Below are 22,539 nucleotides of genomic sequence, written 5' to 3'. Positions count from 1 at the left end.
ACCTAATCCCAAGACAGCGTTTGCGCCAGAAGGCATTCGGACTTATCTGCGCCACATGACTCATCAGGTGCACATTATCGGCGGCGGTCTCGCTGGCAGCGAAGCCGCATGGCAATTGGCGCAGCGCGGCGTGAAAGTGCGCCTGTCCGAGATGCGCGGCAGTGGTCAGGGGCACACCGATGCGCACCAGACCGATGGTCTGGCAGAGCTCGTGTGCTCGAATTCCTTCCGCAGCGACGATGATACCAAGAATGCCGTTGGCCTGCTGCATCATGAGATGCGGCGGCTCGACAGCCTGGTGATGGCTGCAGGCGAAAAAGCGCGCGTGCCTGCCGGCAGCGCGATGGCAGTCGATCGCGATGTTTTCAGCGCCGAAGTCGAGAAAGCTCTCAGCGAGCATCCGAATATCGAAGTGGTGCGCGAACTGGTGGAGGAATTGCCGGGCGAAGGCATGACCATCGTCGCCACCGGGCCGCTCACGGCAGCCTCACTCGCGCAGAGCATCGTCAAAGCTACTGGCGAGGATCGCCTCGCCTTTTTCGATGCCATTGCCCCTATCGTCTATCGCGACAGCATCGATATGGATGTGTGCTGGATCCAGTCACGCTGGAACAAGCGGACCGACGCCTCGAACGAGGATGGCGATTACATCAATTGCCCGATGACGAAGGAGCAGTATCTCGCTTTCCATCAGGGCCTGCTTGATGCTGAAAAGGGCGAGTTCAAGGATTGGGAAGCCGATACGCCCTATTTTGATGGTTGCATGCCGATCGAGGTGATGGCCGAACGCGGGGTGGAAACGCTGCGCTATGGCCCGATGAAAGGCGTCGGCCTCGACAATCCGCATGATCGTACTGAAGAGCATCCGCAGGGCCGCTGGCCCTATGCCGTCGTCCAGCTGCGGCAGGACAACAAGCTCGGCACGCTGTGGAACATGGTCGGCTTCCAGACCAAGATGAAATATGGCGCGCAGGTCGAGCTGTTTCGCACCATTCCGGGGCTGGAGAACGCCGAATTCGCGCGGCTTGGCGGAATGCACCGTAATACTTTTATCAATTCACCCATGCTGCTGGATCGGCAGCTCCGCCTGAAAAGCGCACCGCACATTCGTTTCGCCGGGCAGATCAGTGGCTGCGAGGGCTATGTCGAAAGTTCCGCTGTGGGATTGCTCGCCGGACTGATGGCGGCGTGCGAGCTGCGCGGAGAAAGCTGGACCGGCCCGCCGGCAACCTCAGCCATGGGCGCCTTGCTAAGCCATATTACCGGCGACGCGGAGGCGAGTTCCTATCAGCCGATGAATGTGAATTTCGGCCTGTTTCCCACGCTCGAGAAAGTACCGAAAAAGCAACGCAAGGAAGCCTATACTGAGCGCGGCAAGGCCGATTTTGGAGAGTGGCTGGCAGGTCTGGAAAGCGTGCCCGCTTAACAATTGCAACGCGGGCGTGACGAGCGGCGCGGCGCGGGTGCGCTGGTGGCGAATTCGGCCTGTGTCAGCTCATTGTCGCCATCACCGTCCATCTCCTCGAACCGGGTGGAAGTGGTGATCGCCCACTCTTCGAACGTCAGCAGATTGTTGCCATCGGTATCGAGCCGGCGGAACGCATCGGTTCGCGTCGAAAGCATTTCATTTCGCGTGATCTTCAGATCGCGGTTGCGATCGTAGCGAAAGAACCGCCGCTGCTCGCGCGTCAATTCACTTGCCTCAGGAGGGGCTGGGCCTTCCAGATCGGCGACATCGGCCGTAGGCAGGCCCTCCGGCTCGTCACTCGCCTGCTCCGCATCGGGATCTGGCGGTGGCGCGGCCTCTTCGACCTGCGCCCTGCCCTGCATCCAGAACAGGCCGAGTGTTGCGAGCAATAATGCACCGAAAGCGCCAAGCAGGATGCGGTTCATGGGCCTTTCTCCTTAGGCCCGGCATCCTACGCTAACGTCCTGTAATGCCAACCCTCATGGCAAGCGCCATCGCAGCGGGACCGGTTAAAAGGCTTTCATGCGAGTGGTCGATTGCGCGCAATGCCAATGCCTGCAGGACGATAAGGGATCGGACAGACTTAGGCGCTTTTCCTGTCCGGGAGCGGCGCTCCATCTTCAGCAGAGCTTCGACGGCCGCGCGCTCGTCGCCCTGATCGAGATGCAAGGCGAGATCGGCGAAGACGAATTGCCTTGCCGGGTTCAGGACGGCCATCTCGTCGATTTCCGGATCCTGAGCGCGCGCCAGCGCCAGCCAGCCTTGTGCGCGGCCATGCGCGAACGTTTCGATAGCTTCAGCATCCAGCGTGTCAGAAAGCAGCAACTCCCAGCCGTCCACCACCTTGCCAAGGCGCGCGAGATCGCCTGGGAATTCGCGCAGCAAGGCCAGCAATGGCTCACCTTCAGGCCATTCGCTCGGCGCTTCGGCAAAGCGATCGCGCCACCATGCGAGCTTCATCTGGGCGATGATCGTCTCACCCTTTTGCCGCAGAATGCCCGAGAGCCGCTCATCGAGTGCGAGCAGCGCCAGCGTTGCTCCCCGCATTTTGCGCGGCGCGTAGCTGAGCGCCAGCCGCTGGGGCAAAGGGAGAGTATCGATCAGCGCATCCTGCATGGCCGCGCGCCTGCCGTGGGATAGTGGTCGCGTCAAGCCGGACCGAAAGGTCGAGGGCCAGTTGGTAGTAAGGAATTTACCTGTTTTCTTACCGAAGCGTTGATGCGCCCCGGCTATCAGAGCGATTCATGGAAATGGGATTCATCCAAACCATGACGCGCTCAGCGATCGTGCGCAGCCAAGCGGACAGCACCGATGCCCGCAGTTTCCGGCTTGTTAACCGTATCGCGTTACTTCCTGGAAACCACGCATTCGCTACAGCGCGCCACAGCCACAATAATATTTGCAAAAAGCAGGCCTCACTATGATCACCAAGATCCGTCGGAATATTGCCCGTATGGCTGGTTGCTCCTCCGGGAACGCCACTTTGCTTGTCGCGCTTGGAATGCCGGTATTGATCGGCGGTGCGGGCCTCGGCGTCGATATGACGCAGTGGTATATGTGGAAGCGCGAATTGCAGTTTGCAGTCGATCAGTCGGCTGTCGCTGGCGCATGGGCCATGGCGGACGAGGATACTGCGAGCACCTATTCCGCCCGCGCCCTGCAGGAATTCAACGCGAACCTCTCGGTCACCGATGATTTCAACGAGGCGCCTTCTATTCGCCTCGCGGATTACGCTGGCGGCAATCTCAACTCGGTCGCCGTTTCGGCCACCGCAAACAAGACGCTGCCCTTCACCAGCTTCCTGACCGGCGGATCGACCACGATTTATGCCTATGCCCAGGCAAGTTTCGAAGAAGGTGCCACTTTCACCAGCTGCCTGGTGGCGCTCGATGAAGAAGACACCGGCGCCATCACCATCGGCGGTAACTCGGTGCTGACTGCCAGCTGCGGCCTTGCCGCCCTATCGACTGCGGATGAAGCAATCTCGGTCAACGGCAATCCTACCGTCGCTGCGGGTTGGATTCTGGCCGCAGGCGGTGTTGATGACTGGCTCAAGGAAAACACCGACGATATCATCATGGAGAACATGGAAGGTCTCTACGATCCGTTCGAGGAGCTTGAGCCGCCCGCCCCCGATGAAACGCTGGTCGAGCGCACCTATTCATGCAGCGCGGAGCCAGACACGACTACGGCCGATGTCACGCGCGTCACTGTTACGGAATATGACTATTACCAGGGCAGCAATGAGCGCAATGCAACCGGGTGGGCCAATGGCGAAGGCAAGGAAGATTCCCGCGTAACGAGTTTCGATGAAGGGATTCGCGTGCCTAATGGCACAGAAGCCGGAACGACCGAGTCCAGTTCTGTCCAATGGACAAGCCTTGGGGGCTCAGGTTCCAGTCGCAAATGGGAACGCAAGACAACCACTGTGTACACCACGCACGACAACGTCGTGGTGGAAGAAGGTGCGCAGGCTGGCTCCGTCCGACCCGGCACTTACAGCGATCTGCAGATCAGCTGTAACACCGCTTTTGCGCCCGGCGTGTATCATCTGCGTGGCGGTGGCCTGAAGATCCCCGGCCAGTACGAAGTAACCGGCTCTGCCGTCATGTTCGTGCTGTACGATGGGGCTTATATCGACATCACCGGCGGCGCGGATGTCAATCTGACCGCGATGCAGGCATCGGACCTGATGGCTGTTGGCGTGCCTGCCGATGATGCGAATGACCTCGCTGGCATGCTCGTCTTCGAAGACCGCAGCTCACCAGGCAGCAACAAGACCAAATTCAACGGGAACGCCAACACCGTGCTCAACGGAGCGTTGTATTTCCCGACAACGAATGTGCAGTTCGCCGGTACGATTGGCGTTACCAGCCAGTGCCTGATGATTGCAGCGAGCAACATCACCATCACCGGTACGACCAACATGTCGACATTCTGCCCAGCGGATTCATCGGAAGATACGACCGTGGTCACCACTGCTGCGAAAGTGCGGTTGGTCGCATGATGCGTGCCCTCGCCCGTGTCGCGCGGATCAGGCGCAATGATGACGGCTCGATGGCTATCGAGACGGCCTTCGTCGCGCCTATCCTGCTGGTGCTTGCACTGGGCGGCTTCGAAGTCAGTTCCATGGTCGCTCGTCAGACGGAATTGCAGAGCGCCGCAGCTGAAGCTGCTGCTGTTGTGCGCGCCACCATCCCCGACACGGAAGAGAAACGCACCACGGTTCGCAATATTCTGGTCACATCGACGGGCCTTACGAACGAGCAGGTCACGGTCACGCAAATCTACCGCTGCGGCACCGCCGACGATTACGTAACCACTGCAGATAGCTGCGGTTCGCAACCGGAATACAAGTTCATCAGGGTCGACATCAGCGACACCTATACCCCGGTCTGGACCAAGTTCGGGGTTAATTCCGGCTTCGACTTCAACGTCAGTCGCACTGTGCAGATCGGATGACCGCCATGCGTGCTTTCCTCAACCGCCTCCGTCAGGACACCTTGGGTGCAGCCGCGATCGAATTCGCGCTGCTCGGCCCTGCTTTCCTCGTGATGATGCTGGGTGTGCTGCAGGTTGGATTGGGATTGCAGAGCTATAACGCCATGCGGAACCTGTCCGCTGACGTGTCTCGCTACGCCATGGTGCAGTATCAAACGGGCAATACTGTGTCCGCATCGCAAATCCGCACCTGGGGCCGTAACCACGCGCAGGGTTCGCCCTATCTAATGGATCCAGATCGCCTGGGAATGACTGTCGAAGAGGCTGAGACCCAGCGCGTCGACGGTGCAACGGAAATGACCATCACGGTCACCTATCAGATCACCAGCGTGCTGGAGTTCATCGATATCGACGGTCCGAGACTCGATTTCGAGCGTCCGATCTTCCTGCTCGACAGCAGCGCAGGCAGCGGTACGTAACGACACGGCTCGTCCGAAAACAGGCTTTCTGTTTCGTCGCCCTTTCCCCTGCCGGAAATCATGAAAATATTAACCATGGCTATTCACGGATAGCTTAGTCGCAGTGCGTAGAGGGATGCTCATGAAGTTGCGCCCTTCCCCCGGCCAGACCCCGCGTTCGCGTGTGATGTCGCGCCTCGCCCGTGATCGTTCGGGTAATGTGATGGCGATGTTTGCCGCATCGCTCTTCCCGCTGATCGCGCTTCTCGGCGGTGGTATCGATATGGGTCGCGGGTATCTCGCGCAGAGCCGCTTGCAGCAGGCATGTGACGCCGCGACGCTCGCTGCGCGAAAGCGGATGGGTTCCCAGATCGCGGTCGATGGCACCATGCCGACAGATGTGGCGGAGACCGGCCAGCGCTTCTTCAATCTCAACTTCCAGGACGGGGCTTACGGCACCGAAAATCGTAGCTTCGTGATGACGCTTGAGGAAGATTATTCCATCAGCGCGAATGCCAGCGTCGATGTGCCGACTACCCTCATGAGCGTTTTCGGTTTCGATGAAGTGGCAGTGAGCGTCGATTGCTCATCGATCCTCAATTTCAATGATCTCGATATCATGATGGTCATCGATACGACCGGCTCGATGCGGCACACCAATGCGGGAGACACACTTTCGCGCATTGAGTCCGTCAAACAGGTCGTTCGCAATTTCTATACGCAGATCGATTCCAACAAAGCGCCCAATACGCAAATTCGCTACGGCTTCGTGCCCTACGCCACCAATGTGAATGTCGGCCACTTGCTGGAAGACGACTGGGTGGTCGATAGTTGGAAATACCAAGGCCGCGTCGCCGCTGGCTACGCACTTTCGGAAGACGACGCCGAGTTTTTCAATCGCAATTACGAATATGTTTCTGGCACCCGCCCGGGATGGGTAGCCGAATCCACCTACGAAGCAACTTGGGTTGAAGCGGCGGCCGGTGAGGAAGTGGAAGAAGAAGAGGAAACGGACGAAGGGACATCGTCTTCTGGTGGCTCAGGATCATCCGGTAACTACCGCTGTCAGGGCTCGCAGCCCAGCAATACATTCTCGAAAGAGGTAACCGAAGCGGGCGAAGCCTATACAGAAACTGTCACCGATCCACCGGCCGTCCTCTACGTGCAACCGATGCAGGAGATTGAAAACGGACGAATCTACCGCACAAAGCGCAGTGGATCGACCTGCACAATCGAATATCGCGAGTCTACCAATTACACGCAGACCTACGAAAAGGTTCGCGCAGTGCCGGAACTCGTCAATCGCTGGCGCTATCAACAGGTTTCGCTCGACGTATCCGCATGGCGAACCGAGCAGGACGGCTGCATCGAGGAACGCGATACTTATGAGATCACCGACTATGACAATGTCGACTTCACGCGCGCGCTGGACCTCGACATTGATCTTGTACCGAGTGCTGGCGACAGCTCAACACAATGGCGGCCGCGCTATCCGGAAGAGATTTTTGTCCGCAAAATTCTCAACAATGGAACGGGCAGTTTCTGGACTCCTCCTTTCAGCACGGAGGAGGAATATGCCGATAGTGGCACCTGGTGGTTCTCCGACTGTCCGCCCGCTGCGCAAGGCTTGCAGGAAATGTCGAGCGGTGAGCTGGATACATATCTCGACACTCTGGTGCCGTACGGAGCGACATATCACGATCTTGGCATGATCTGGGGTGGCCGCCTGATTTCGCCGACCGGCCTGTTCGCATCGCAGAACGCCGATATCGATGGGCGCACCCGTGGTCGTCACATGATCTGGCTGACAGATGGTCAGACCGAGCCCTATGATCTTGCCTATGGCGCCTATGGTGTCGATGGCCTCGATCAACGGCGCTGGAACCCGTCCAGCAGCATGACGCTGGCGCAGACGGTCGAAAACCGCTTCTCGGTTGCCTGCGAGCAGGTGAAAAACCGGAATATCACCGTGTGGGTTGTCGCCTTTGGCACGACGCTCAATCCGATCATGGAAGAATGCGGAGGCCCCGGCCGGACATTCGAAGCCGCCAATGCCGAAGAGCTGAACGAAGCCTTCATGGATATCGCCCGGTCGATGAGCGAACTGCGGGTGTCGCGCTGATGACGGGGTTGAGGCACAAACTTGGCAGTGACGAAAGCGGTGCAACCATCGTCGAATTCGCGATGATCGCGCCAGCATTTGTGCTGACAATCATGGCGCTGTTCGAATTCTCCTACAATTACTACGCCGAGACCATGATCGAGGGCGCGGTGCAAAAGGCCGCACGCGATTCCACGATCGAGGCCTATGCCAATAATCCGGCCGCGCTCGACACGAAGGTGCGTGGCGCCGTGCAGAACATCGTTCCGTCGGCCATCGTGACATTCACGCGCGAGGGCTATCGCAGCTATTCGGATATGAACCGACCAGAGGCGTGGACCGATACCAATGGCGATGGGATTTGCGCCGACAATGAGCCATTCGAAGACCTCAATGGCAATGGGGTTTGGGATCAGATCCGCACGTTGAAGAACACCAATGGCGCGCGCGATGCGGTGATGTATCAGGTCGATGCGACCTATGATCGCGCCTTCCCGATGCCTGAACTGCTGGGCTGGGAACAGACCGTTACCGTTACTGCGCGAACCGTGCTGCGCAACCAGCCTTTCAACACCACCGAGCATGAAGTCGGTGTAGGGAATTGTGCGTGATGATTGCGATGGCATCGAAAATGCGCACTCTGGCGCGCAATCAGTCTGGCGTCGCAATGACCGAATTTGCGCTCACGCTGCCCTTTCTGCTGGGCGCAGGCCTGATGGGCCTGGAGACCGCTAATCGGGCGCTGGTCCAGATGCAGGTTTCGCAGCTGGCTGTCCAGATCGCGGACAACGCCTCGCGCATCGGCGATACGAGCGTGCTCGAAGACCGCAAAATCTACGAAGATGACATCAATGACCTGTTTTATGGTGCGCACGTGCAGAGCACCGCGGGCGTGGACATATTTTCGCACGGCCGGGTGATTCTCAGTAGCCTGGAAGTCGTCGATGGCACGGACGACCAGCAGTATATCCATTGGCAACGCTGCATGGGCACGAAAATCCACGACAGTTCATATGGCGATGAAGGCGATGGCCTCTCGACGACAATCGCCGGCATGGGACCAGCCGGTGAAGAGGTCATCGCTTTCAAAGACGATGCGGTAATGTTCGTCGAAGTGTCATACGACTACCAACCCATCGTGGGTGAGCCTTTCAGCTTCGGCAGCCATGAAATTCACGCCATCGCCAGCTTCAATGTCCGCGACGACCGGGATCTGAGCGGCATCTTCCAGCGCGATCCAAGCGCCCCGGATCCGGTAGCGGATTGCGACAACTATACCCAATCGGGCTATGCTGTGACCGGATGAGCGGGAGAGGGCGCTGTGGCACCCTCCCCTTCGATCATTACTGCTGGTCAGTCGACGTAGCAGACCTTCTTCACTGCCTCGACCACGCGCGCCTTGTCGATCAGCGCCAGCTTTTCGAGGTTGGCGGCATAGGGCAGTGGCACGTCTTCATTGCAAACGCGGGTGACCGGCGCATCGAGATGGTCGAAACCCTCTTCCATGCAGATCGCGACGATTTCCGACGCGATCGAGCAGGTCGGCCAGCCCTCTTCCGCGATGACAACGCGATTGGTCTTGGCGAGTGACGTCAGGACGGCTTCCTTGTCGAGCGGACGCAGTGTGCGAAGGTCAATGACTTCGGCATCGATGCCCTGCTCTGCCAGCTCATCCGCCGCGTCCAGCGCAACGCCAACTGCGATCGAATAGGATACGATCGTCACGTCGGAGCCTTCACGCATGATACGCGCCTTGCCGATGGGCAGGACGTGATCGTCCAGCTGCGCAACTTCAAAAGTCTGGCCATAGACCAGCTCGTTTTCGAGGAAGACGACGGGGTCTTCGCTGCGAATGGCAGCCTTCATCAGCCCCTTAGCATCCTGGGCGTCATAGGGCGCGATCACGATCAGGCCGGGCACGCTGGCGTACCAAGGGCCGTAGTTCTGGCTGTGCTGCGCGCCTACGCGGCTTGCCGCGCCGTTGGGGCCGCGGAACACGACCGGGCAGCGCATCTGGCCGCCGGACATGTAATTCGTCTTCGCCGCCGAGTTGATGATGTGGTCGATCGCCTGCATGGCGAAGTTGAAAGTCATGAACTCGACGATTGGGCGCAGGCCGCCCATGGCCGCGCCCGCACCGATGCCGGCAAAGCCGTATTCGGTGATCGGCGTATCGATGACGCGCTTGGGGCCGAATTCGTCGAGCAGGCCCTGGGTGACCTTGTAGGCACCCTGGTACTCGGCAACTTCCTCGCCCATCACGAACACGCGGTCATCCAGACGCATTTCCTCTGCCATGCCGTCACGCAAGGCTTCGCGCACGGTCAATTTGACCATGTTGGTGCCTTCGGGAATGTCCGGATCTTCGGCGCGTGGCTTGGCATCCGGCTTTTTGGTGATCTCCGCTTCTGACGGATCACGGCCAACGTCCTTGCCCTCGCCTTCGACGTCTTTCACTTCGGCGTCGCCCGACGGCGCTTCGATATCGGATGCGTCTTCGCCTTCCCCTGCGAGAATGGCGATGACGGTGCCGACTTTTACCTCTTCGGTACCCTCTTCGACGAGGATCTTGCCGACGGTGCCTTCATCGATGGATTCGAATTCCATCGTCGCCTTGTCGGTCTCGATTTCGGCAAGCACGTCTCCGGCGGAGACGGTGTCACCCTCCTTGACCAGCCACTTGGCAAGCGTCCCTTCTTCCATGGTGGGCGAAAGCGCGGGCATTTTGAGTTCAATAGCCATGGCTCAATACTCCTCCACCAGAACATCAGTGTAGAGTTCGCTTGGCTCCGGCTCGGGTGAGCTTTCGGCAAAGTCTGCAGCTTCGGAAACGATCGAGCGGATCGACTTGTCGGTCGCTTTCAGATCGTCTTCGGAGACTTTCAGCTTCATCAGATCGACCTTTGCGCGCTCGATCGGATCGTTCTTCTCGCGCTGATCCTGCACCTCTTCACGCGTACGATATTTAGCCGGGTCCGACATGGAGTGGCCGCGATAGCGATAAGTCTCGCATTCCATCAGCACAGGGCCATTGCCTTCACGCACATGCTTGAACGCGATTTCTGCGGCCTGGCGTACTTCGAGAACATCCATGCCGTTGACATGCATGCCTGGGATGCGGAAAGCTGCACCGCGGCGATAGAATTCGGTTTCAGCCGAGCTGCGGCGTACGGCCGTGCCCATTGCATACTGGTTGTTCTCGACCACGAACACGATCGGCAGCTTCCACAGCGCCGCCATGTTCATCGTCTCATAGACCTGGCCCTGGTTGGCCGCGCCGTCGCCGAAATAGGCAAGGCACAGGCCGCCATCTTCATTGTACTGATGCGCCAGCGCGAGCCCGCCGCCGAGCGCGACCTGCGCGCCGACGATGCCGTGGCCGCCGTAGAATTTGTGCTCGGTGCTGAACATGTGCATCGAGCCGCCCTTGCCTTTCGAGATACCGGCAGCGCGGCCCGTCAGCTCGGCCATGATCACTTTCGGATCGATGCCGTAGGCGAGCATGTGACCGTGATCGCGATAGCCGGTGATCACGCTGTCCGTGTCATTGTCGAGCGCCGACTGCAGGCCGATCGCGACAGCTTCCTGGCCGATATACAGGTGGCAGAAACCGCCGATCAGGCCGAGGCCGTAAAGCTGGCCGGCCTTTTCTTCGAAACGGCGGATGAGCAGCATCTGCTCATAGAAATGCAGGAGTTGATCCTTGTCAGCCTTGAAGCGCTTGCTCTTCTCAAGCTCGTCCTGAAGCGTGCTGAGCGAGAAATTGTCGTCAACCGCTGCGGGCGTGTTGGTCTTCTTCGCCGGGGCCTTCTTCTTCCCGGAGGTGGAGGCTTTTGCCAAGGCATTTCCCCTTTTGGATGCTCGTCTTGCGCGAGCCATAAGCGTTCAATTTATAACAAGGCCTATAGGGGGCAAAGTGTTCCGCTGGCAATGTCGCGCATACGAATTTCGCCAAAGCGGTTAGATTGGTTTTGCGCGAGAACCGATTGCGCGCGGCACCTAGTTGTCGTCACCGAGTTCGACGACGACATCATCCTTATGCGCAACACCAAGATCGCGGCGGACGAGCTCGGACGCATAGTCTTCGTCGACATTGTCGGGATCGAGCAGGTCAACACGGTTGCGCAGGACCTCGCGCTCTTCCTCCAGCGCAGCGATACGTTCCTGATGCGCTTCGAGCTGCGCACTTTGCTCACCCCAGGCGAGAAAGCCGGCCGGACCGACCAAAGCGAGGAGACCGATCAACACAAGTACCAGCAGGGCAACGGCATTGATCACCTTTTCGCGCACAACCGCTTTACGATTCACCAATCCGTTCATGGTCTCGCTTGAATCACACCTGCCCTCGCGTTTCAAGCGGTTTGCGGACGTATGCACCGCCCATGGGCCGGATAGCTGCTTGCGAGAATCGAACAAAAAGGTTACAAGTGAAACTATGACTGACCTCTTTGAAAACCCGATCGGCCTTGATGGCTTTGAATTTGTCGAATTCTGCGCCCCCGAAAAGGGCGTCATCGAACCTGTGTTCGAAACCATGGGCTTTACCCATGTGGCGGACCATCGGTCGAAAGACGTCCAGCTTTGGCGGCAGGGGCAGATCAATCTTATTATCAATTACGAGCCGCGCAGCGCCGCTTGGTACTTCGCTCGTGAGCATGGGCCTTCGGCCTGTGGTATGGGCTTCCGCGTCAAGGATGCGGCCAAGGCCTATGACGAGCTGATCGAACGCGGCGCAGAGCCGGTTGACGTGGTCACCGGACCGATGGAACTCTACATCCCTGCCATCCGCGGCATCGGCGGCGCGATCGTCTACCTGATCGACCGTTACGCCGATGAAGACGGTGAAGGCCTTTCGATTTACGACATCGATTTCGAATACCGCGACGGCGTCGAAAAATGGCCCGAAGGCGCGGGCTTCAACGTGATCGATCACTTGACCCACAACGTCTACACCGGCCGCATGAAGTACTGGGCGGACTATTACGAGACGCTCTTCAACTTCCGCGAAATCCGCTTCTTCGACATCAAGGGTGAATACACCGGTCTCACCTCGAAGGCGCTGACTGCGCCAGACGGCAAGATCCGGATCCCGCTCAACGAAGAGGGTGAAGGCGGGAAAGGCCAGATCGAAGAGTTCCTGCGGGACTTCAATGGCGAAGGCATCCAGCACATCGCCTTGATCTGCGACGATCTTGTCGCTGCATGGGATCGGCTGAAGAATCTCGGCGTGCCGTTCATGACGGCACCGCCCGAAACCTATTACGAAATGCTCGATGAGCGTCTGCCCGGTCACGGTGAGCCGGTCGATGAGCTGAAAATGCGCGGCATCCTGCTCGACGGCACGACCGAAGGCGGCTCCCCTCGCCTGCTGCTGCAGATTTTTGCCGAGGCGCAGGTTGGCCCTGTGTTCTTCGAATTCATCCAGCGCAAGGGCGATGACGGTTTCGGCGAAGGCAACTTCAAGGCGCTGTTCGAAAGCATCGAGCGTGACCAGGTGAAGCGCGGTGTCTTGAGCGTTGAAGACGCCAAGACGGTCGAGGCCGAGCCAGCTGAGTAAAACTCAACCACATCGCTGATTAGAAAAAAGGGCGGGCCGTTTGGTCCGCCCTTTTTGGTGCGCCCGACAGGATTGTCTCGGCGCTACGCGCCTCGTCGTCTCCGCTTCGCTTCGACTCCGAACTAGGTTCAATCTGAAAGGGCGACACCCCTTGCGGGATGCCGCCCTTTGGTGCGCCCGACAGGATTCGAACCTGTGGCCCCCAGATTAGGAATCTGGTGCTCTATCCGACTGAGCTACGGGCGCCTGTGCGCTCCCATAGCAAAGACGCGGCATCTGGCAATCAGTTGAGATCGTCCGGCGGGGCGACGGGGAATGGTAGCGGCGCCACAGGCACGCCTTCATCCAGCAATTCCTTGGCCTCTTCCGGGCTCGCCTCGCCATGGATCGGGGCGTGGTCCCGCTCACCGTAATGCATGGCGCGCGATTGCTCGGCGAAATTCTTGCCCACTCATTTGCTGTTTTGCAGCGCCTTGTTCTGCGCCTCGGCCAGTTTCTCCAAAGCGGCAGACACTTCGGGAGGCATCGGTGCGTTGGACACCGGACGCGGTGTCTCATCCTGCATGGCAGGCGCCGGGTCAGCCTTTGGCGCGGTTGTCGCTTGCTGGTTGCCCTTTTTGCCTACCGCAGGGGCCATCGGTGCCTTCGAGACCTTTTCCGATCCGCATAGCGGGCAGACCAACAGTCCGTCATCCAGCTGCGCGGAATATTCGTCGGACGAGCTGAACCAGCCCTCAAAACGGTGGCCATGCTCACAGGAAAGGTCGAAGACGATCATTGCGGGGTGGATTTAGGGATATCGCGCTTGTTGGCAAGGCTTGGGAGCTGGCGGCGGACGTCTTGCACGCGCGAAAGATCGATGTCGCAGAAGCCAAGCCCGGGTTCCTCACCGCTCATATCGAGCATGACTTCGCCCCACGGATCGATCACAAGCGAGTGACCATAGGTCTCGCGCCCATCCTCGTGCTTTCCGACCTGGGCTGCGGCGATCACAAAAGCAGACGCCTCGATCGCGCGGGCGCGCTGGAGGATGTGCCAATGGGCCTTGCCGGTGGGCCTGGTGAAGGCCGCAGGTGTTGCGATGACATCGCACTTCCGGCGCCCAAGTTCTTCAAACAGCGCAGGAAAACGTAAGTCGTAGCATATTGTGAGCCCCAGATGGCCGACGGGCGTGTGCGTCACCGACACAGCTTTTTCGCCGGGGCAATAGGCCTTGCTTTCATGCCAGCTTTCGCCGTCATCGAGCTCCATGTCGAACATGTGGATCTTGTCGTAGCGTGCGGCGATCTGGCCATTTTTATCGAACAGGAGGGTCCGGTTCGCCCAGCGGCCGTCTTCCTCACGAGCAACGGGCAACCCCAGCGCAATCCAGATGGAGTTCTCCGCTGCGGCTTCGCTCACCCGGCGCACCACCTGGCTTTCATCTTCTCTGACGATATGATCGGACGCGCGCGATCTTTTCTGGTCGAGCAGTGCGGCCATTTCAGGCGTAAACAGCATGGCTGCGCCCTGCCCTGCTGCCTGACGCGCGGCGTCGATGATCGTGGTCGTGTTGGCATCCGGCTCGACGCCGGACTGCATCTGCAAAAGCGCTATCTTTGGCATCAGAGGCCCAGCATCTCGTCCAGCCTGCCTTCACGCTCCAGCGCGGCGAGATCGTCCGACCCGCCGATTGCTTTATCGTCGATGAAGATTTGCGGCACAGTCATCGCATCGGGCTTGCGCTGCATCATCTCGGTGCGCTTTTCGCCGCCCATGGTGATGTCATACTCGGTGTAATCGACACCCTTCTCATCCAGCAGTCGCTTTGCCCGCGTGCAGAACCCGCACCATGCCTTTGTATAAATCTCGACCTTTGCTTCGCTCACGCTGTGCTCACTTTCATATCGGTCCGAAGTTCTTGAAACTGTCTTCGGCCACCATATTTATAATGCGCGGACGCCGCTGACGGGTCCGCATTTAATGTCAAATTGCTCAAAAGAGGATTTGTTGCAAATGAACCGTTTTGATCTCACACCCTATCGCCGTTCCACTGTCGGTTTCGACCGGCTTTTCGACCTGCTCGAAAACAATGCCCGGAATACCGGCGATAATTACCCCCCTTTCAACATCGAGCGTCGCAATGAAGACGCCTACCGCATCACGATTGCGGTGGCCGGCTTTACCTCCGCAGACCTCGATATCACCGCCCAGCAGAACCTGCTGACCGTGCAGGGACGCAAGCGCGATGAAGGCAGCGATGGCGAGATGCTGCATGTCGGCATCGCCAACCGCGGCTTCGAACGCCGCTTCGAGCTCGCCGATTATGTTCGCGTCGAGAATGCCGATCTGAAGGACGGCCTGCTCGTCGTGGATCTGGTCCGCGAAGTGCCTGAAGCGATGAAGCCCAAGAAGATCGCAATCGGCGGCAACAAGCTGGAAGTCGTCGATGGCGACAAGAAGGGTGATGACGCAGCAGACGCTGCCTGATCCCTCACAAAATTCCTGGTAATGAAATAATTGGGGGCGGGCCCGCTAAAGCCCGCCCCCTCGACGTTTGCACGCCGACAAGCTTCAAAAATTGACTGTCCGGGTCGCAAAAGACAGCCAGTTTCATCAGCAAGACCGCCACATCTTCGTGCCAATTCAGGCAGACGGATGCGGTAAAATCCCTTTTTCGGAGGCTGGGTGGGTCATGTGTCATGACATCACATCGGCGGAAACAACGCCAATGTCCGAACGATCAATGCCCCGGGTAAACCCCCAGCCCCGGAACCTCCGGTTACGCATTCATGCTGGGTTTATGCAAGCGTTTTCTACTAAAACCTTTTGTCGCCATTAACCATCGTCAGACGAGGCGTGACTGCTTGAGCGCTGCCGCGATGAAACCGGAAAACAGCGGGTGCGGTTCGAACGGTCGGCTTTTGTATTCCGGATGGAACTGTACACCGACGAACCAGGGGTGATCCGGGCGCTCGACGATTTCGGGTAACAGGCCATCGGGCGACATGCCGGAAAACACCAGTCCGCCCTTCTCCAGCCTGTCGATATAGGCCGAGTTCACTTCGTAGCGGTGGCGATGACGTTCGGAAATTTCCGTGGCGCCGTCGTAAAGCTGCGAGACGTGGCTGTTACCCGTCAGTTTCGCATCATAGGCGCCAAGGCGCATGGTGCCGCCAAGATCGGTTTCTTCGGAGCGCTTTTGCAAGCCCTCTTCGCTCATCCACTCTGTGATGATGCCGACTACCGGCTCGTCAGTCTCTCCGAACTCCGTCGAAGAAGCCGTTGATATATCGGCAGTATTGCGCGCGCCTTCGATGCAGGCCATCTGCATGCCGAGACAGATCCCCAGGAACGGAACCTTGCGCTCGCGGGCAAAGCGTACGCTGGCAATCTTGCCTTCACTGCCGCGATCGCCGAACCCGCCGGGCACCAGAATGCCGTGAAGCGGCTCAAGCTGCGCGGCGATATCGGCATCATCGCCTTCGAATACCTCGGCATCGATCCAGCGGATATTGACCTTGGTGCGATTGGCCATGCCGCCGTGAACGAGCGCCTCATTCAGCGACTTATACGCATCGGGCAGGCCCACATATTTGCCGACAACGCCAATGGTAACTTCGCCCTCGGGATTCTCGTAGCGATCGACGACATCGGTCCAGCGCGCCATGTCCGGCGGGTTGCTGGTGCCAAGCATGCCGAAGTGACGAAGCACTTCAGTGTCGAGACCTTCTTCGTGATATTGCTGCGGGACGGCGTAGATGCTCGTCGCGTCGAGCGCCGGAATGACCGACTCCTTGCGCACGTTGCAGAAATTGGCGATTTTCTGGCGTTCGCTATCCGGGATCGGATGCTCTGCACGGCACAGCAGGACATCCGGCTTGATGCCCAATGCCGCTAGCTCGCGTACCGAGTGCTGCGTCGGCTTGGTTTTCAGCTCACCCGCTGCAGCGATATAAGGCACCAGCGTCACATGGACGGAGACGGTTTGATCCGGCTCCAGCTCGTTACGCAGCTGGCGGATCGCCTCCATGAACGGCAGGCTTTCGATATCGCCCACGGTGCCGCCAATCTCACACAGTATGAAATCGTGATCGCCCTGGTCGGCGAGCGCAAAATCCTTGATCGCATCGGTCACGTGCGGGATGACCTGGACAGTCGCGCCGAGATAATCGCCGCGGCGTTCCTTGGCGATGATGTCGCGATAGACGCGGCCCGAAGTTATATTGTCGTTCTGATGCGCGGAAACCCCGGTGAAGCGCTCATAATGACCGAGATCGAGATCGGTCTCCGCGCCATCGTCCGTCACATAGACTTCGCCATGCTGATACGGGCTCATCGTGCCCGGATCGACATTGAGATAGGGATCGAATTTCCGGATACGGACCTTGTATCCACGCGCCTGCAAAAGGGCCGCCAGAGAGGCTGCCATAAGACCTTTGCCGAGCGAGGAGACCACGCCGCCGGTGATAAAAATGTACCGCGCCATGGGAGGCAAGCCTTAAGCTGACGCAAGGATTCGGTGCAAGCGAATTGCGCCGCTTTTTTGCGTGTATCGGGGGATTAGTGCGATCGGGCGAGCGTACTCGCCGGAACAGGCGCGATTATTCGGTGACGTCAGCCAGCGGATCATCTGCCGGTGCGGCTTCCTCTGCCTCTGGTGCGGAACTGCTCGGCAGGTCCGGTGCAGAGGTCGAGCGATCGAGCGAATCGTCAAAGTCTCGCTGACCCGTCGCGTCTACGGCGACTGCTGCGAGGACAATCGAAAGCGCGACGAATAGAATGGCAAACCATTTGGTTGCCCGGCTCAACACATCGGCTGCACCGCGCGCAGACATCAGACCGCCAGGGCTCCCACCGCCACCGATGCCAAGACCACCACCCTCAGAGCGCTGCATCAGCACCAGGATCACGAGGCCAGCGGCCACGAAGGCCTGCACAACGGTGAGGAAGAGGAAAAGGGTCATATCAGTCAGTCAATCTGTTCAATACGGCACCATGCCGGAGGGCGCATTTAGGCTGCGTTCGCCCAGTTCACAAGAGCGGATGGCGAGAGGTTTTACTCCGCGTCATCCCCTGCGGCGGCGATAATAATGCCGAGGAAGCTCTCCGCCGTCAGGCTTGCGCCGCCGACGAGTGCTCCGCCGACGTCGTCCGCCGAAAGCAATTCTGCTGCATTTTCAGGCTTTACCGAACCGCCGTAGAGGATGCGGATTTCCTGCCCTACCTCGCCGTAAACTTCCACAAGCTTGCTGCGAATGTGGCGGTGCATGTCTGCGATATCTTCAGGCGTCGGCGTGCGTCCGGTGCCGATAGCCCAGACCGGCTCGTAAGCCACGGTAACATTGGCAGCGGCTGCTTCGCCTTCAGGAAGTGACGCCTTTAGCTGGCGACCGACGGTCGCTTCGGCCTTGCCAGCATCCCGATCAGCTTCGGTTTCACCGACGCAGACGATTGCGGCCATGCCCGCTTCAATAGCGGCTTCCGCCTTCTGCTTGACGAGCGCATTGGTTTCGCCGTGATCGGCGCGTCGTTCGCTGTGACCAACGATTGTAAAGCCAGCGCCCGCGTCTTTCAGCATGGCGGCGGAGATATCGCCGGTGTGCGCGCCGCCATCTGCGGGATGACAATCCTGCGCACCGATTCCGATGAGATTGGCTTCCTTGCGGCAGGCGTGAATCAGCGTCGATGGCGGGGCCAGAGCCACTTCCACCTTGATGAGCCGCTCTGCCGCGCGATCGATCGCGCGCGCCTCTGCCAGCATGGCGCGGGTGCCGTGCATCTTCCAATTGCCAACGATGTAAGGCCGAATAGTCATCAATTTCCCGATAATTCAGTTGGTTCGCGCGTCGGCGCGCAACCGTATCTCTATCTAATGAAAAGTCCGCTATAGCCACCCTCGCTCCTTGTCAAAGGCACTTTTGCCTATTGCGGGAAAGCGCATCGCGCCTGTTGCGGCGTGGTCGCAGCCGAGATAAAGCCTCCCGCTCATAAGTCGAGCGGCGTCTGCCCTCCCCCTTTACCGGCTTCGGCCACAGCAGAACTGAATTTTATGCTCCAGCTCTTTCGCGGTTTTTTCAAATCCAAGATCGGGATCGTCGTTACTCTGGCCTTTCTTGGCCTGATCGCGGTCGCCTTCGCCAGCTCCGATGTGGCGAACACTGGCATGTTTGGCGGCGTCGCTGGCGGTGACCGCGTTGCTGTCGTTGGGGATCGCACGATTGCCACTTCTGACCTGCAGCAGAACGTCAACAATGCCTACCAGCAGGCGCGTTCGCAGGATCCGACGCTATCGATCGAGGCTTTCATTGCGCAGGGCGGATTCGACAATGTTCTGGATCAGGTGATCAGCCGCAATGCGCTGGCGGAATTCGCCGAACTGCTGGGCCTTCGTGCCGGTCAGAGGCTTGTCGATAGTGAAATCACCAATGAGCCCGGGTTCCGCGGTGCCGATGGCGAATTCGATCCTGACGCGTTTCGCGCAGCCATTCGCGGCCAGGGGCTGACCGAATCGGCAGTGCGCAATGATCTCGCGCTGAGCCTGCTGGCCCGTCAGACAGTTGTTCCGCTGTCCTACCAGTCCCGCATGCCGCGCAGCTTTGCCCGCACCTATGCGCAATTGCTCAACGAGACGCGCATCGGCGATGCGGTGCGGCTTCCTGCCTCCGCTTTCGCGCCTGACGGCGAACCGACAAACGCGCAATTGCAGGCGTATTACGAAGAGAATGAGGCGCGCTTTATCCGCCCGGAACGCCGTATCATCCGCTATGCCGCGTTCGACGAATCCGCTCTGGGTGATCTGCCCCCGGTGACGCAGGCCCAGATCGCTGCCCGCTATGAAGCAAATGCCGTACTGTACCAAGCCGGTGAGGAGCGCAGCTTCACCCAGCTCGTATTGCCCACTCAGGCCGCAGCGCAGGCTGTGATCAACGAAGTGAACGGCGGAACCTCTCTGGAGGCATCGGCGAGGTCGAAAGGCCTTTCCACCACAAATGTTACGGAAGTCGAGCAAGCCGATTTCGCGACCACCACTTCGGAGGCAGTTGCCGAAGCGGCTTTCGATGGGGAAGAAGGCGATCTCGTCGGTCCGGTTCGTGGCACGCTGGGCTGGTACGTGCTCAGCGTGACGGATGTGAATGTCATCGCCGCGCGTTCGCTCGCCGACGCCAGCGACGAAATTCGCGAGACCCTCGAAACTGAGCGCCGCAGTGAAGCCCTGAACGAATTGACCGAGCGCTTCGAAGACGAATTCGCTCGCGGCAAAAGCTTGGAGGAAGCGGCCGAGGAATTGGGCGTGGAAATCCAGTCGACCCCGCAGCTTCTCGCCAATGGGCAGGTCTACGGCCAGCGCGGCCAGCCACCGGAAGAGCTGGCGCGCGTTGTGAGCTTTGCCTTCGATCTTGGCGAAAACGAGCCGCAGATCGCTGCGATCGTGCCCGATGTCGCCTACATGATTTTCGATGTCGGCGAGATTTTCACCAGCTCGGCAGCGCCGCTTTCGGAGATTCGCGAACAGGTCGCCCTGCAGTGGCGTCGCGATCGCGGCATGACGGCTGCATCCGAAGCGGCAGCACGCATCGTTGAGCGCATGGAAGGCGGAATGTCGCTGGCCGATGCCGTGGCTGCAGAAGATGTCAGCCTGCCTGCGCCTGATCGCCTCAGCCTCAATCGTCAGGAGCTGGCAGCTTCCGGCCAGGTCAACCGCGCGACCGTTCTTTTCTTCTCCATGGCAGAAGGCACTGCAAAGCGCGTTTCGGTCGAAGAGACGAATAGCTGGTTCGTGGTCCAGTTGAATGAAATCCAGGCCCCCGATTTGAGCGACACCGAAGAGGGCCGCGCGCAGATCGAGAACACGATGCGGCAGCTTTCCGATCAGCTTGGCGAGGAATATGTTGCTCAATTCGTCGCCGGTGCAGAAGCCTCGCTGGATATCGAACGCAATGAAGACGGTATCAACGCCGTGCGCGACCAGCTGACAGGCGCCACGCGCTAACACCTGTATCTAGGAGGCCGCGCTGGCCATTGGTCTCAACAACGCCGACGCCGCCCGCGACGCACTTGCCAGCGGGCGCAACACGCTCGTCTGGCGCAAGGTCGTTGCCGATACGGAGACCCCAATCGGCGGCGCGCTGAAGCTGATCGAGGAAGGGCGCGGAGACTTTCTGCTGGAATCGGTGGAGGGCGGTGAAATCCGCGGTCGCTATTCGCTGCTAGGGCTAGATCCCGACCTGATGTTCCGCGCCACAGGCAGCGCCGCCGAAATCAATCGCAATTGGCGCCACGATCGCGAGGACTTTGTGGCAGTCGGCGACGATGCAATGACAGCGTTGCGTGAACTGGTGCAATCGTGCCGGATCGATGTTCCGGAAGAATTGCCGCCCGCGCTGGCCTGCCTTGTTGGCTATTTCGGTTACGAAACGATCGGCCTCGTCGAGAAACTGCCGAGAGCACCACAGAGCGACCTCGCGCTGCCAGATATGCTGTTCGCGCGACCGGCGCTGGTGTTGGTGTTCGACAGGCTGACTGACGCGCTTTTCGTGATCGCGCCGCTTTGGGCGGATGATGGCGATGCAGATGCCAAGATCGAGCGGGCCGAAGAGCGGGTCAACGAAGCGTTGCGAAAACTGGGTGAAAAGGTGCCCTCCGCGCCGCGTCTTGCCGATCTGCCCGAATGCTCCCTCACCCCTGTGATGGACGAGGCGGATTACGCGGAGATGGTGCTGTCCGCGAAGGAATACATCGCTGCAGGCGACATCTTCCAGGTTGTCCTCGCCCAGCGCTTCACCTGTCCCTTCCCGCTCCCGCCTATCGCGCTCTACCGTGCGCTGCGACGGGTGAACCCGTCTCCGTTTCTTTACTTCCTGGACATGCCCGGCTTTGCCGTGGTCGGCTCCAGCCCTGAAATCCTGGTGCGCGTCAGAAATGGCGAAGTCACCATTCGCCCGATCGCAGGCACCCGTCCGCGTGGATCGACCGACAGCGAGGACAAGGCCAATGAGAAAAGCCTGCTCGCCGATCCGAAGGAATGCGCCGAGCATTTGATGCTGCTCGATCTTGGCCGCAATGATGTGGGGCGCGTGGCCGAAGCGGGCAGCGTTACCGTCACCGACAGCTTCACGATCGAGCGCTACAGCCATGTGATGCACATCGTCAGCAATGTCGTGGGCCAATTGACGGGCGAAAAGGATGCGCTCGACGCCCTTTTCGCTGGCTTTCCTGCCGGAACCGTTAGCGGCGCGCCGAAAATCCGCGCTTGCGAGATCATTGCAGAGATGGAGCCGGAAACACGCGGTGCCTACGCGGGCGGTGTCGGCTATTTCGCGCCCGATGGTTCTGTCGACAGTTGCATCGTTTTGCGCACCGCGGTCGTCAAGGATGGCACGATGCACGTCCAGGCCGGAGCCGGCATCGTTGCCGACAGTGATCCCGCCTATGAAGCCGCCGAATGTCGCCACAAGGCGGGTGCGCTGATCGCAGCCGCGCGAGAAGCGGTGACCATCGCCGGCGAAGCAGAGTTCGGGCAGTGAGAGCGTGT

At 59.4% G+C, this 22,539-nt stretch carries 21 protein-coding genes, 1 tRNA gene and 1 pseudogene; 11 read left to right on the top strand and 12 right to left on the bottom strand.

Annotated features, from left to right (window positions below):
• Nucleotides 1-55 precede the first annotated feature (55 nt).
• The gene (gene trmFO, locus O2N64_RS11800; RefSeq protein ID WP_271077785.1) at nucleotides 56-1,426 is read left to right on the top strand and encodes a methylenetetrahydrofolate--tRNA-(uracil(54)-C(5))-methyltransferase (FADH(2)-oxidizing) TrmFO; all 1,371 of its coding nucleotides are present in this window, start codon (nucleotides 56-58) and stop codon (nucleotides 1,424-1,426) included.
• Here trmFO and O2N64_RS11795 read toward each other — a convergent pair.
• Nucleotides 1,423-1,893 (bottom strand): EF-hand domain-containing protein, encoded by a 471-nt coding sequence (locus O2N64_RS11795; RefSeq protein ID WP_271077784.1) that lies wholly within the window; start codon nucleotides 1,891-1,893, stop codon nucleotides 1,423-1,425. The two genes, trmFO and O2N64_RS11795, sit on opposite strands and share 4 nt — an antisense overlap.
• 31 nt (nucleotides 1,894-1,924) lie before the next feature.
• The gene (locus O2N64_RS11790; RefSeq protein ID WP_271077783.1) at nucleotides 1,925-2,584 is read right to left on the bottom strand and encodes a hypothetical protein; all 660 of its coding nucleotides are present in this window, start codon (nucleotides 2,582-2,584) and stop codon (nucleotides 1,925-1,927) included.
• A 304-nt stretch (nucleotides 2,585-2,888) separates the two neighbouring features.
• On the opposite strand from O2N64_RS11790, the gene O2N64_RS11785 reads away from it, so the two are divergent.
• The 6 genes from O2N64_RS11785 to O2N64_RS11760 all read left to right on the top strand — a co-directional run bounded on the left by O2N64_RS11785 (nucleotide 2,889) and on the right by O2N64_RS11760 (nucleotide 8,774).
• The gene (locus tag O2N64_RS11785; RefSeq protein ID WP_271077782.1) at nucleotides 2,889-4,475 is read left to right on the top strand and encodes a TadE/TadG family type IV pilus assembly protein; all 1,587 of its coding nucleotides are present in this window, start codon (nucleotides 2,889-2,891) and stop codon (nucleotides 4,473-4,475) included.
• Nucleotides 4,472-4,930 (top strand): TadE/TadG family type IV pilus assembly protein, encoded by a 459-nt coding sequence (locus O2N64_RS11780; RefSeq protein ID WP_271077781.1) that lies wholly within the window; start codon nucleotides 4,472-4,474, stop codon nucleotides 4,928-4,930. The genes O2N64_RS11785 and O2N64_RS11780 overlap by 4 nt, the downstream gene beginning before the upstream one ends.
• Nucleotides 4,927-5,388, top strand: a complete 462-nt coding sequence (locus tag O2N64_RS11775) for a TadE/TadG family type IV pilus assembly protein (RefSeq protein ID WP_271077780.1) — start codon at nucleotides 4,927-4,929, stop codon at nucleotides 5,386-5,388. Before O2N64_RS11780 ends, O2N64_RS11775 begins: the two co-directional genes overlap by 4 nt.
• Before the next feature lie 121 nt (nucleotides 5,389-5,509).
• Nucleotides 5,510-7,489, top strand: a complete 1,980-nt coding sequence (locus O2N64_RS11770; protein ID WP_271077779.1) for a TadE/TadG family type IV pilus assembly protein — start codon at nucleotides 5,510-5,512, stop codon at nucleotides 7,487-7,489.
• Entirely contained in the window at nucleotides 7,489-8,079 is a 591-nt protein-coding gene (locus O2N64_RS11765) for a TadE/TadG family type IV pilus assembly protein (RefSeq protein ID WP_271077778.1), read from the top strand. Before O2N64_RS11770 ends, O2N64_RS11765 begins: the two co-directional genes overlap by 1 nt.
• 20 nt (nucleotides 8,080-8,099) lie before the next feature.
• Complete coding sequence (locus O2N64_RS11760) at nucleotides 8,100-8,774, top strand: TadE/TadG family type IV pilus assembly protein (RefSeq protein ID WP_271077777.1); 675 nt, start codon at nucleotides 8,100-8,102, stop codon at nucleotides 8,772-8,774.
• 47 nt (nucleotides 8,775-8,821) lie between these two features.
• Here the strand turns inward: O2N64_RS11760 and O2N64_RS11755 are convergent, their stop codons facing one another.
• The 3 genes from O2N64_RS11755 to O2N64_RS11745 all read right to left on the bottom strand — a co-directional run bounded on the left by O2N64_RS11755 (nucleotide 8,822) and on the right by O2N64_RS11745 (nucleotide 11,788).
• Nucleotides 8,822-10,210 carry a pyruvate dehydrogenase complex E1 component subunit beta gene (locus O2N64_RS11755; protein ID WP_271077776.1) on the bottom strand — a complete coding sequence of 463 codons (1,389 nt, stop codon included), beginning with the start codon at nucleotides 10,208-10,210 and terminating at the stop codon, nucleotides 8,822-8,824.
• A gap of 3 nt (nucleotides 10,211-10,213) precedes the next feature.
• Nucleotides 10,214-11,308, bottom strand: coding sequence for a pyruvate dehydrogenase (acetyl-transferring) E1 component subunit alpha (gene pdhA / locus O2N64_RS11750; RefSeq protein ID WP_234035154.1), 1,095 nt, complete (start codon nucleotides 11,306-11,308; stop codon nucleotides 10,214-10,216).
• Nucleotides 11,309-11,467: 159 nt separating this feature from the next.
• On the bottom strand, nucleotides 11,468-11,788 hold the full coding sequence (locus tag O2N64_RS11745) for a septum formation initiator family protein (protein WP_271077775.1): 321 nt from the start codon (nucleotides 11,786-11,788) through the stop codon (nucleotides 11,468-11,470).
• Between the two features lie 115 nt (nucleotides 11,789-11,903).
• Between O2N64_RS11745 and hppD the strand changes: the two genes are divergently transcribed.
• Complete coding sequence (gene hppD / locus O2N64_RS11740) at nucleotides 11,904-13,025, top strand: 4-hydroxyphenylpyruvate dioxygenase (RefSeq protein ID WP_271077774.1); 1,122 nt, start codon at nucleotides 11,904-11,906, stop codon at nucleotides 13,023-13,025.
• Between the two features lie 169 nt (nucleotides 13,026-13,194).
• Here hppD and O2N64_RS11735 read toward each other — a convergent pair.
• The 4 genes and pseudogenes from O2N64_RS11735 to grxC form a co-directional block, all read right to left on the bottom strand.
• A tRNA-Arg gene (locus O2N64_RS11735) sits at nucleotides 13,195-13,271 on the bottom strand.
• A 37-nt stretch (nucleotides 13,272-13,308) separates the two neighbouring features.
• Nucleotides 13,309-13,803: pseudogene (locus tag O2N64_RS11730) on the bottom strand (DUF1178 family protein).
• Complete coding sequence (locus O2N64_RS11725) at nucleotides 13,800-14,630, bottom strand: carbon-nitrogen hydrolase family protein (protein ID WP_271077773.1); 831 nt, start codon at nucleotides 14,628-14,630, stop codon at nucleotides 13,800-13,802. Before O2N64_RS11725 ends, O2N64_RS11730 begins: the two are co-directional and overlap by 4 nt.
• The gene (gene grxC, locus O2N64_RS11720) at nucleotides 14,630-14,893 is read right to left on the bottom strand and encodes a glutaredoxin 3 (RefSeq protein WP_271077772.1); all 264 of its coding nucleotides are present in this window, start codon (nucleotides 14,891-14,893) and stop codon (nucleotides 14,630-14,632) included. The genes O2N64_RS11725 and grxC overlap by 1 nt, the downstream gene beginning before the upstream one ends.
• Nucleotides 14,894-15,020: 127 nt before the next feature.
• On the opposite strand from grxC, the gene O2N64_RS11715 reads away from it, so the two are divergent.
• On the top strand, nucleotides 15,021-15,494 hold the full coding sequence (locus O2N64_RS11715; protein WP_271077771.1) for an Hsp20 family protein: 474 nt from the start codon (nucleotides 15,021-15,023) through the stop codon (nucleotides 15,492-15,494).
• Nucleotides 15,495-15,852: 358 nt separating this feature from the next.
• Here O2N64_RS11715 and O2N64_RS11710 read toward each other — a convergent pair whose 3' ends face one another.
• The 3 genes from O2N64_RS11710 to tpiA all read right to left on the bottom strand — a co-directional run bounded on the left by O2N64_RS11710 (nucleotide 15,853) and on the right by tpiA (nucleotide 18,822).
• The gene (locus O2N64_RS11710; protein ID WP_271077770.1) at nucleotides 15,853-17,493 is read right to left on the bottom strand and encodes a CTP synthase; all 1,641 of its coding nucleotides are present in this window, start codon (nucleotides 17,491-17,493) and stop codon (nucleotides 15,853-15,855) included.
• Nucleotides 17,494-17,608: 115 nt separating this feature from the next.
• Nucleotides 17,609-17,971 (bottom strand): preprotein translocase subunit SecG, encoded by a 363-nt coding sequence (gene secG / locus O2N64_RS11705; protein WP_271077769.1) that lies wholly within the window; start codon nucleotides 17,969-17,971, stop codon nucleotides 17,609-17,611.
• A gap of 92 nt (nucleotides 17,972-18,063) precedes the next feature.
• Nucleotides 18,064-18,822 carry a triose-phosphate isomerase gene (gene tpiA / locus O2N64_RS11700; RefSeq protein WP_271077768.1) on the bottom strand — a complete coding sequence of 253 codons (759 nt, stop codon included), beginning with the start codon at nucleotides 18,820-18,822 and terminating at the stop codon, nucleotides 18,064-18,066.
• 234 nt (nucleotides 18,823-19,056) lie between these two features.
• On the opposite strand from tpiA, the gene O2N64_RS11695 reads away from it, so the two are divergent.
• The gene (locus O2N64_RS11695; protein WP_271077767.1) at nucleotides 19,057-20,997 is read left to right on the top strand and encodes a peptidylprolyl isomerase; all 1,941 of its coding nucleotides are present in this window, start codon (nucleotides 19,057-19,059) and stop codon (nucleotides 20,995-20,997) included.
• A 28-nt stretch (nucleotides 20,998-21,025) separates the two neighbouring features.
• Complete coding sequence (trpE, locus tag O2N64_RS11690) at nucleotides 21,026-22,531, top strand: anthranilate synthase component I (RefSeq protein ID WP_271079657.1); 1,506 nt, start codon at nucleotides 21,026-21,028, stop codon at nucleotides 22,529-22,531.
• Nucleotides 22,532-22,539 lie beyond the last annotated feature (8 nt).

Origin of the sequence: Aurantiacibacter sp. MUD61 (assembly GCF_027912455.1) — a bacterium.
Taxonomy (GTDB): domain Bacteria; phylum Pseudomonadota; class Alphaproteobacteria; order Sphingomonadales; family Sphingomonadaceae; genus Alteraurantiacibacter.
Note: the sequence above shows the minus strand (reverse complement) of the source record. Positions and strands in the feature narration are given on the sequence as shown.

Bases quoted from the DNA above. Each gene is read 5' to 3' on its own strand.
- trmFO (WP_271077785.1), top strand. From the start codon at position 56: ATGACTCATCAGGTGCACATTATCGGCGGCGGTCTCGCTGGCAGCGAA.
- O2N64_RS11795 (WP_271077784.1), bottom strand. From the start codon at position 1,893: ATGAACCGCATCCTGCTTGGCGCTTTCGGTGCATTATTGCTCGCAACA.
- O2N64_RS11790 (WP_271077783.1), bottom strand. From the start codon at position 2,584: ATGCAGGATGCGCTGATCGATACTCTCCCTTTGCCCCAGCGGCTGGCG.
- O2N64_RS11785 (WP_271077782.1), top strand. From the start codon at position 2,889: ATGATCACCAAGATCCGTCGGAATATTGCCCGTATGGCTGGTTGCTCC.
- O2N64_RS11780 (WP_271077781.1), top strand. From the start codon at position 4,472: ATGATGCGTGCCCTCGCCCGTGTCGCGCGGATCAGGCGCAATGATGAC.
- O2N64_RS11775 (WP_271077780.1), top strand. From the start codon at position 4,927: ATGACCGCCATGCGTGCTTTCCTCAACCGCCTCCGTCAGGACACCTTG.
- O2N64_RS11770 (WP_271077779.1), top strand. From the start codon at position 5,510: ATGAAGTTGCGCCCTTCCCCCGGCCAGACCCCGCGTTCGCGTGTGATG.
- O2N64_RS11765 (WP_271077778.1), top strand. From the start codon at position 7,489: ATGACGGGGTTGAGGCACAAACTTGGCAGTGACGAAAGCGGTGCAACC.
- O2N64_RS11760 (WP_271077777.1), top strand. From the start codon at position 8,100: ATGCGCACTCTGGCGCGCAATCAGTCTGGCGTCGCAATGACCGAATTT.
- O2N64_RS11755 (WP_271077776.1), bottom strand. From the start codon at position 10,210: ATGGCTATTGAACTCAAAATGCCCGCGCTTTCGCCCACCATGGAAGAA.
- O2N64_RS11745 (WP_271077775.1), bottom strand. From the start codon at position 11,788: ATGAACGGATTGGTGAATCGTAAAGCGGTTGTGCGCGAAAAGGTGATC.
- hppD (WP_271077774.1), top strand. From the start codon at position 11,904: ATGACTGACCTCTTTGAAAACCCGATCGGCCTTGATGGCTTTGAATTT.
- O2N64_RS11725 (WP_271077773.1), bottom strand. From the start codon at position 14,630: ATGCCAAAGATAGCGCTTTTGCAGATGCAGTCCGGCGTCGAGCCGGAT.
- O2N64_RS11715 (WP_271077771.1), top strand. From the start codon at position 15,021: ATGAACCGTTTTGATCTCACACCCTATCGCCGTTCCACTGTCGGTTTC.
- O2N64_RS11710 (WP_271077770.1), bottom strand. From the start codon at position 17,493: ATGGCGCGGTACATTTTTATCACCGGCGGCGTGGTCTCCTCGCTCGGC.
- secG (WP_271077769.1), bottom strand. From the start codon at position 17,971: ATGACCCTTTTCCTCTTCCTCACCGTTGTGCAGGCCTTCGTGGCCGCT.
- tpiA (WP_271077768.1), bottom strand. From the start codon at position 18,822: ATGACTATTCGGCCTTACATCGTTGGCAATTGGAAGATGCACGGCACC.
- O2N64_RS11695 (WP_271077767.1), top strand. From the start codon at position 19,057: ATGCTCCAGCTCTTTCGCGGTTTTTTCAAATCCAAGATCGGGATCGTC.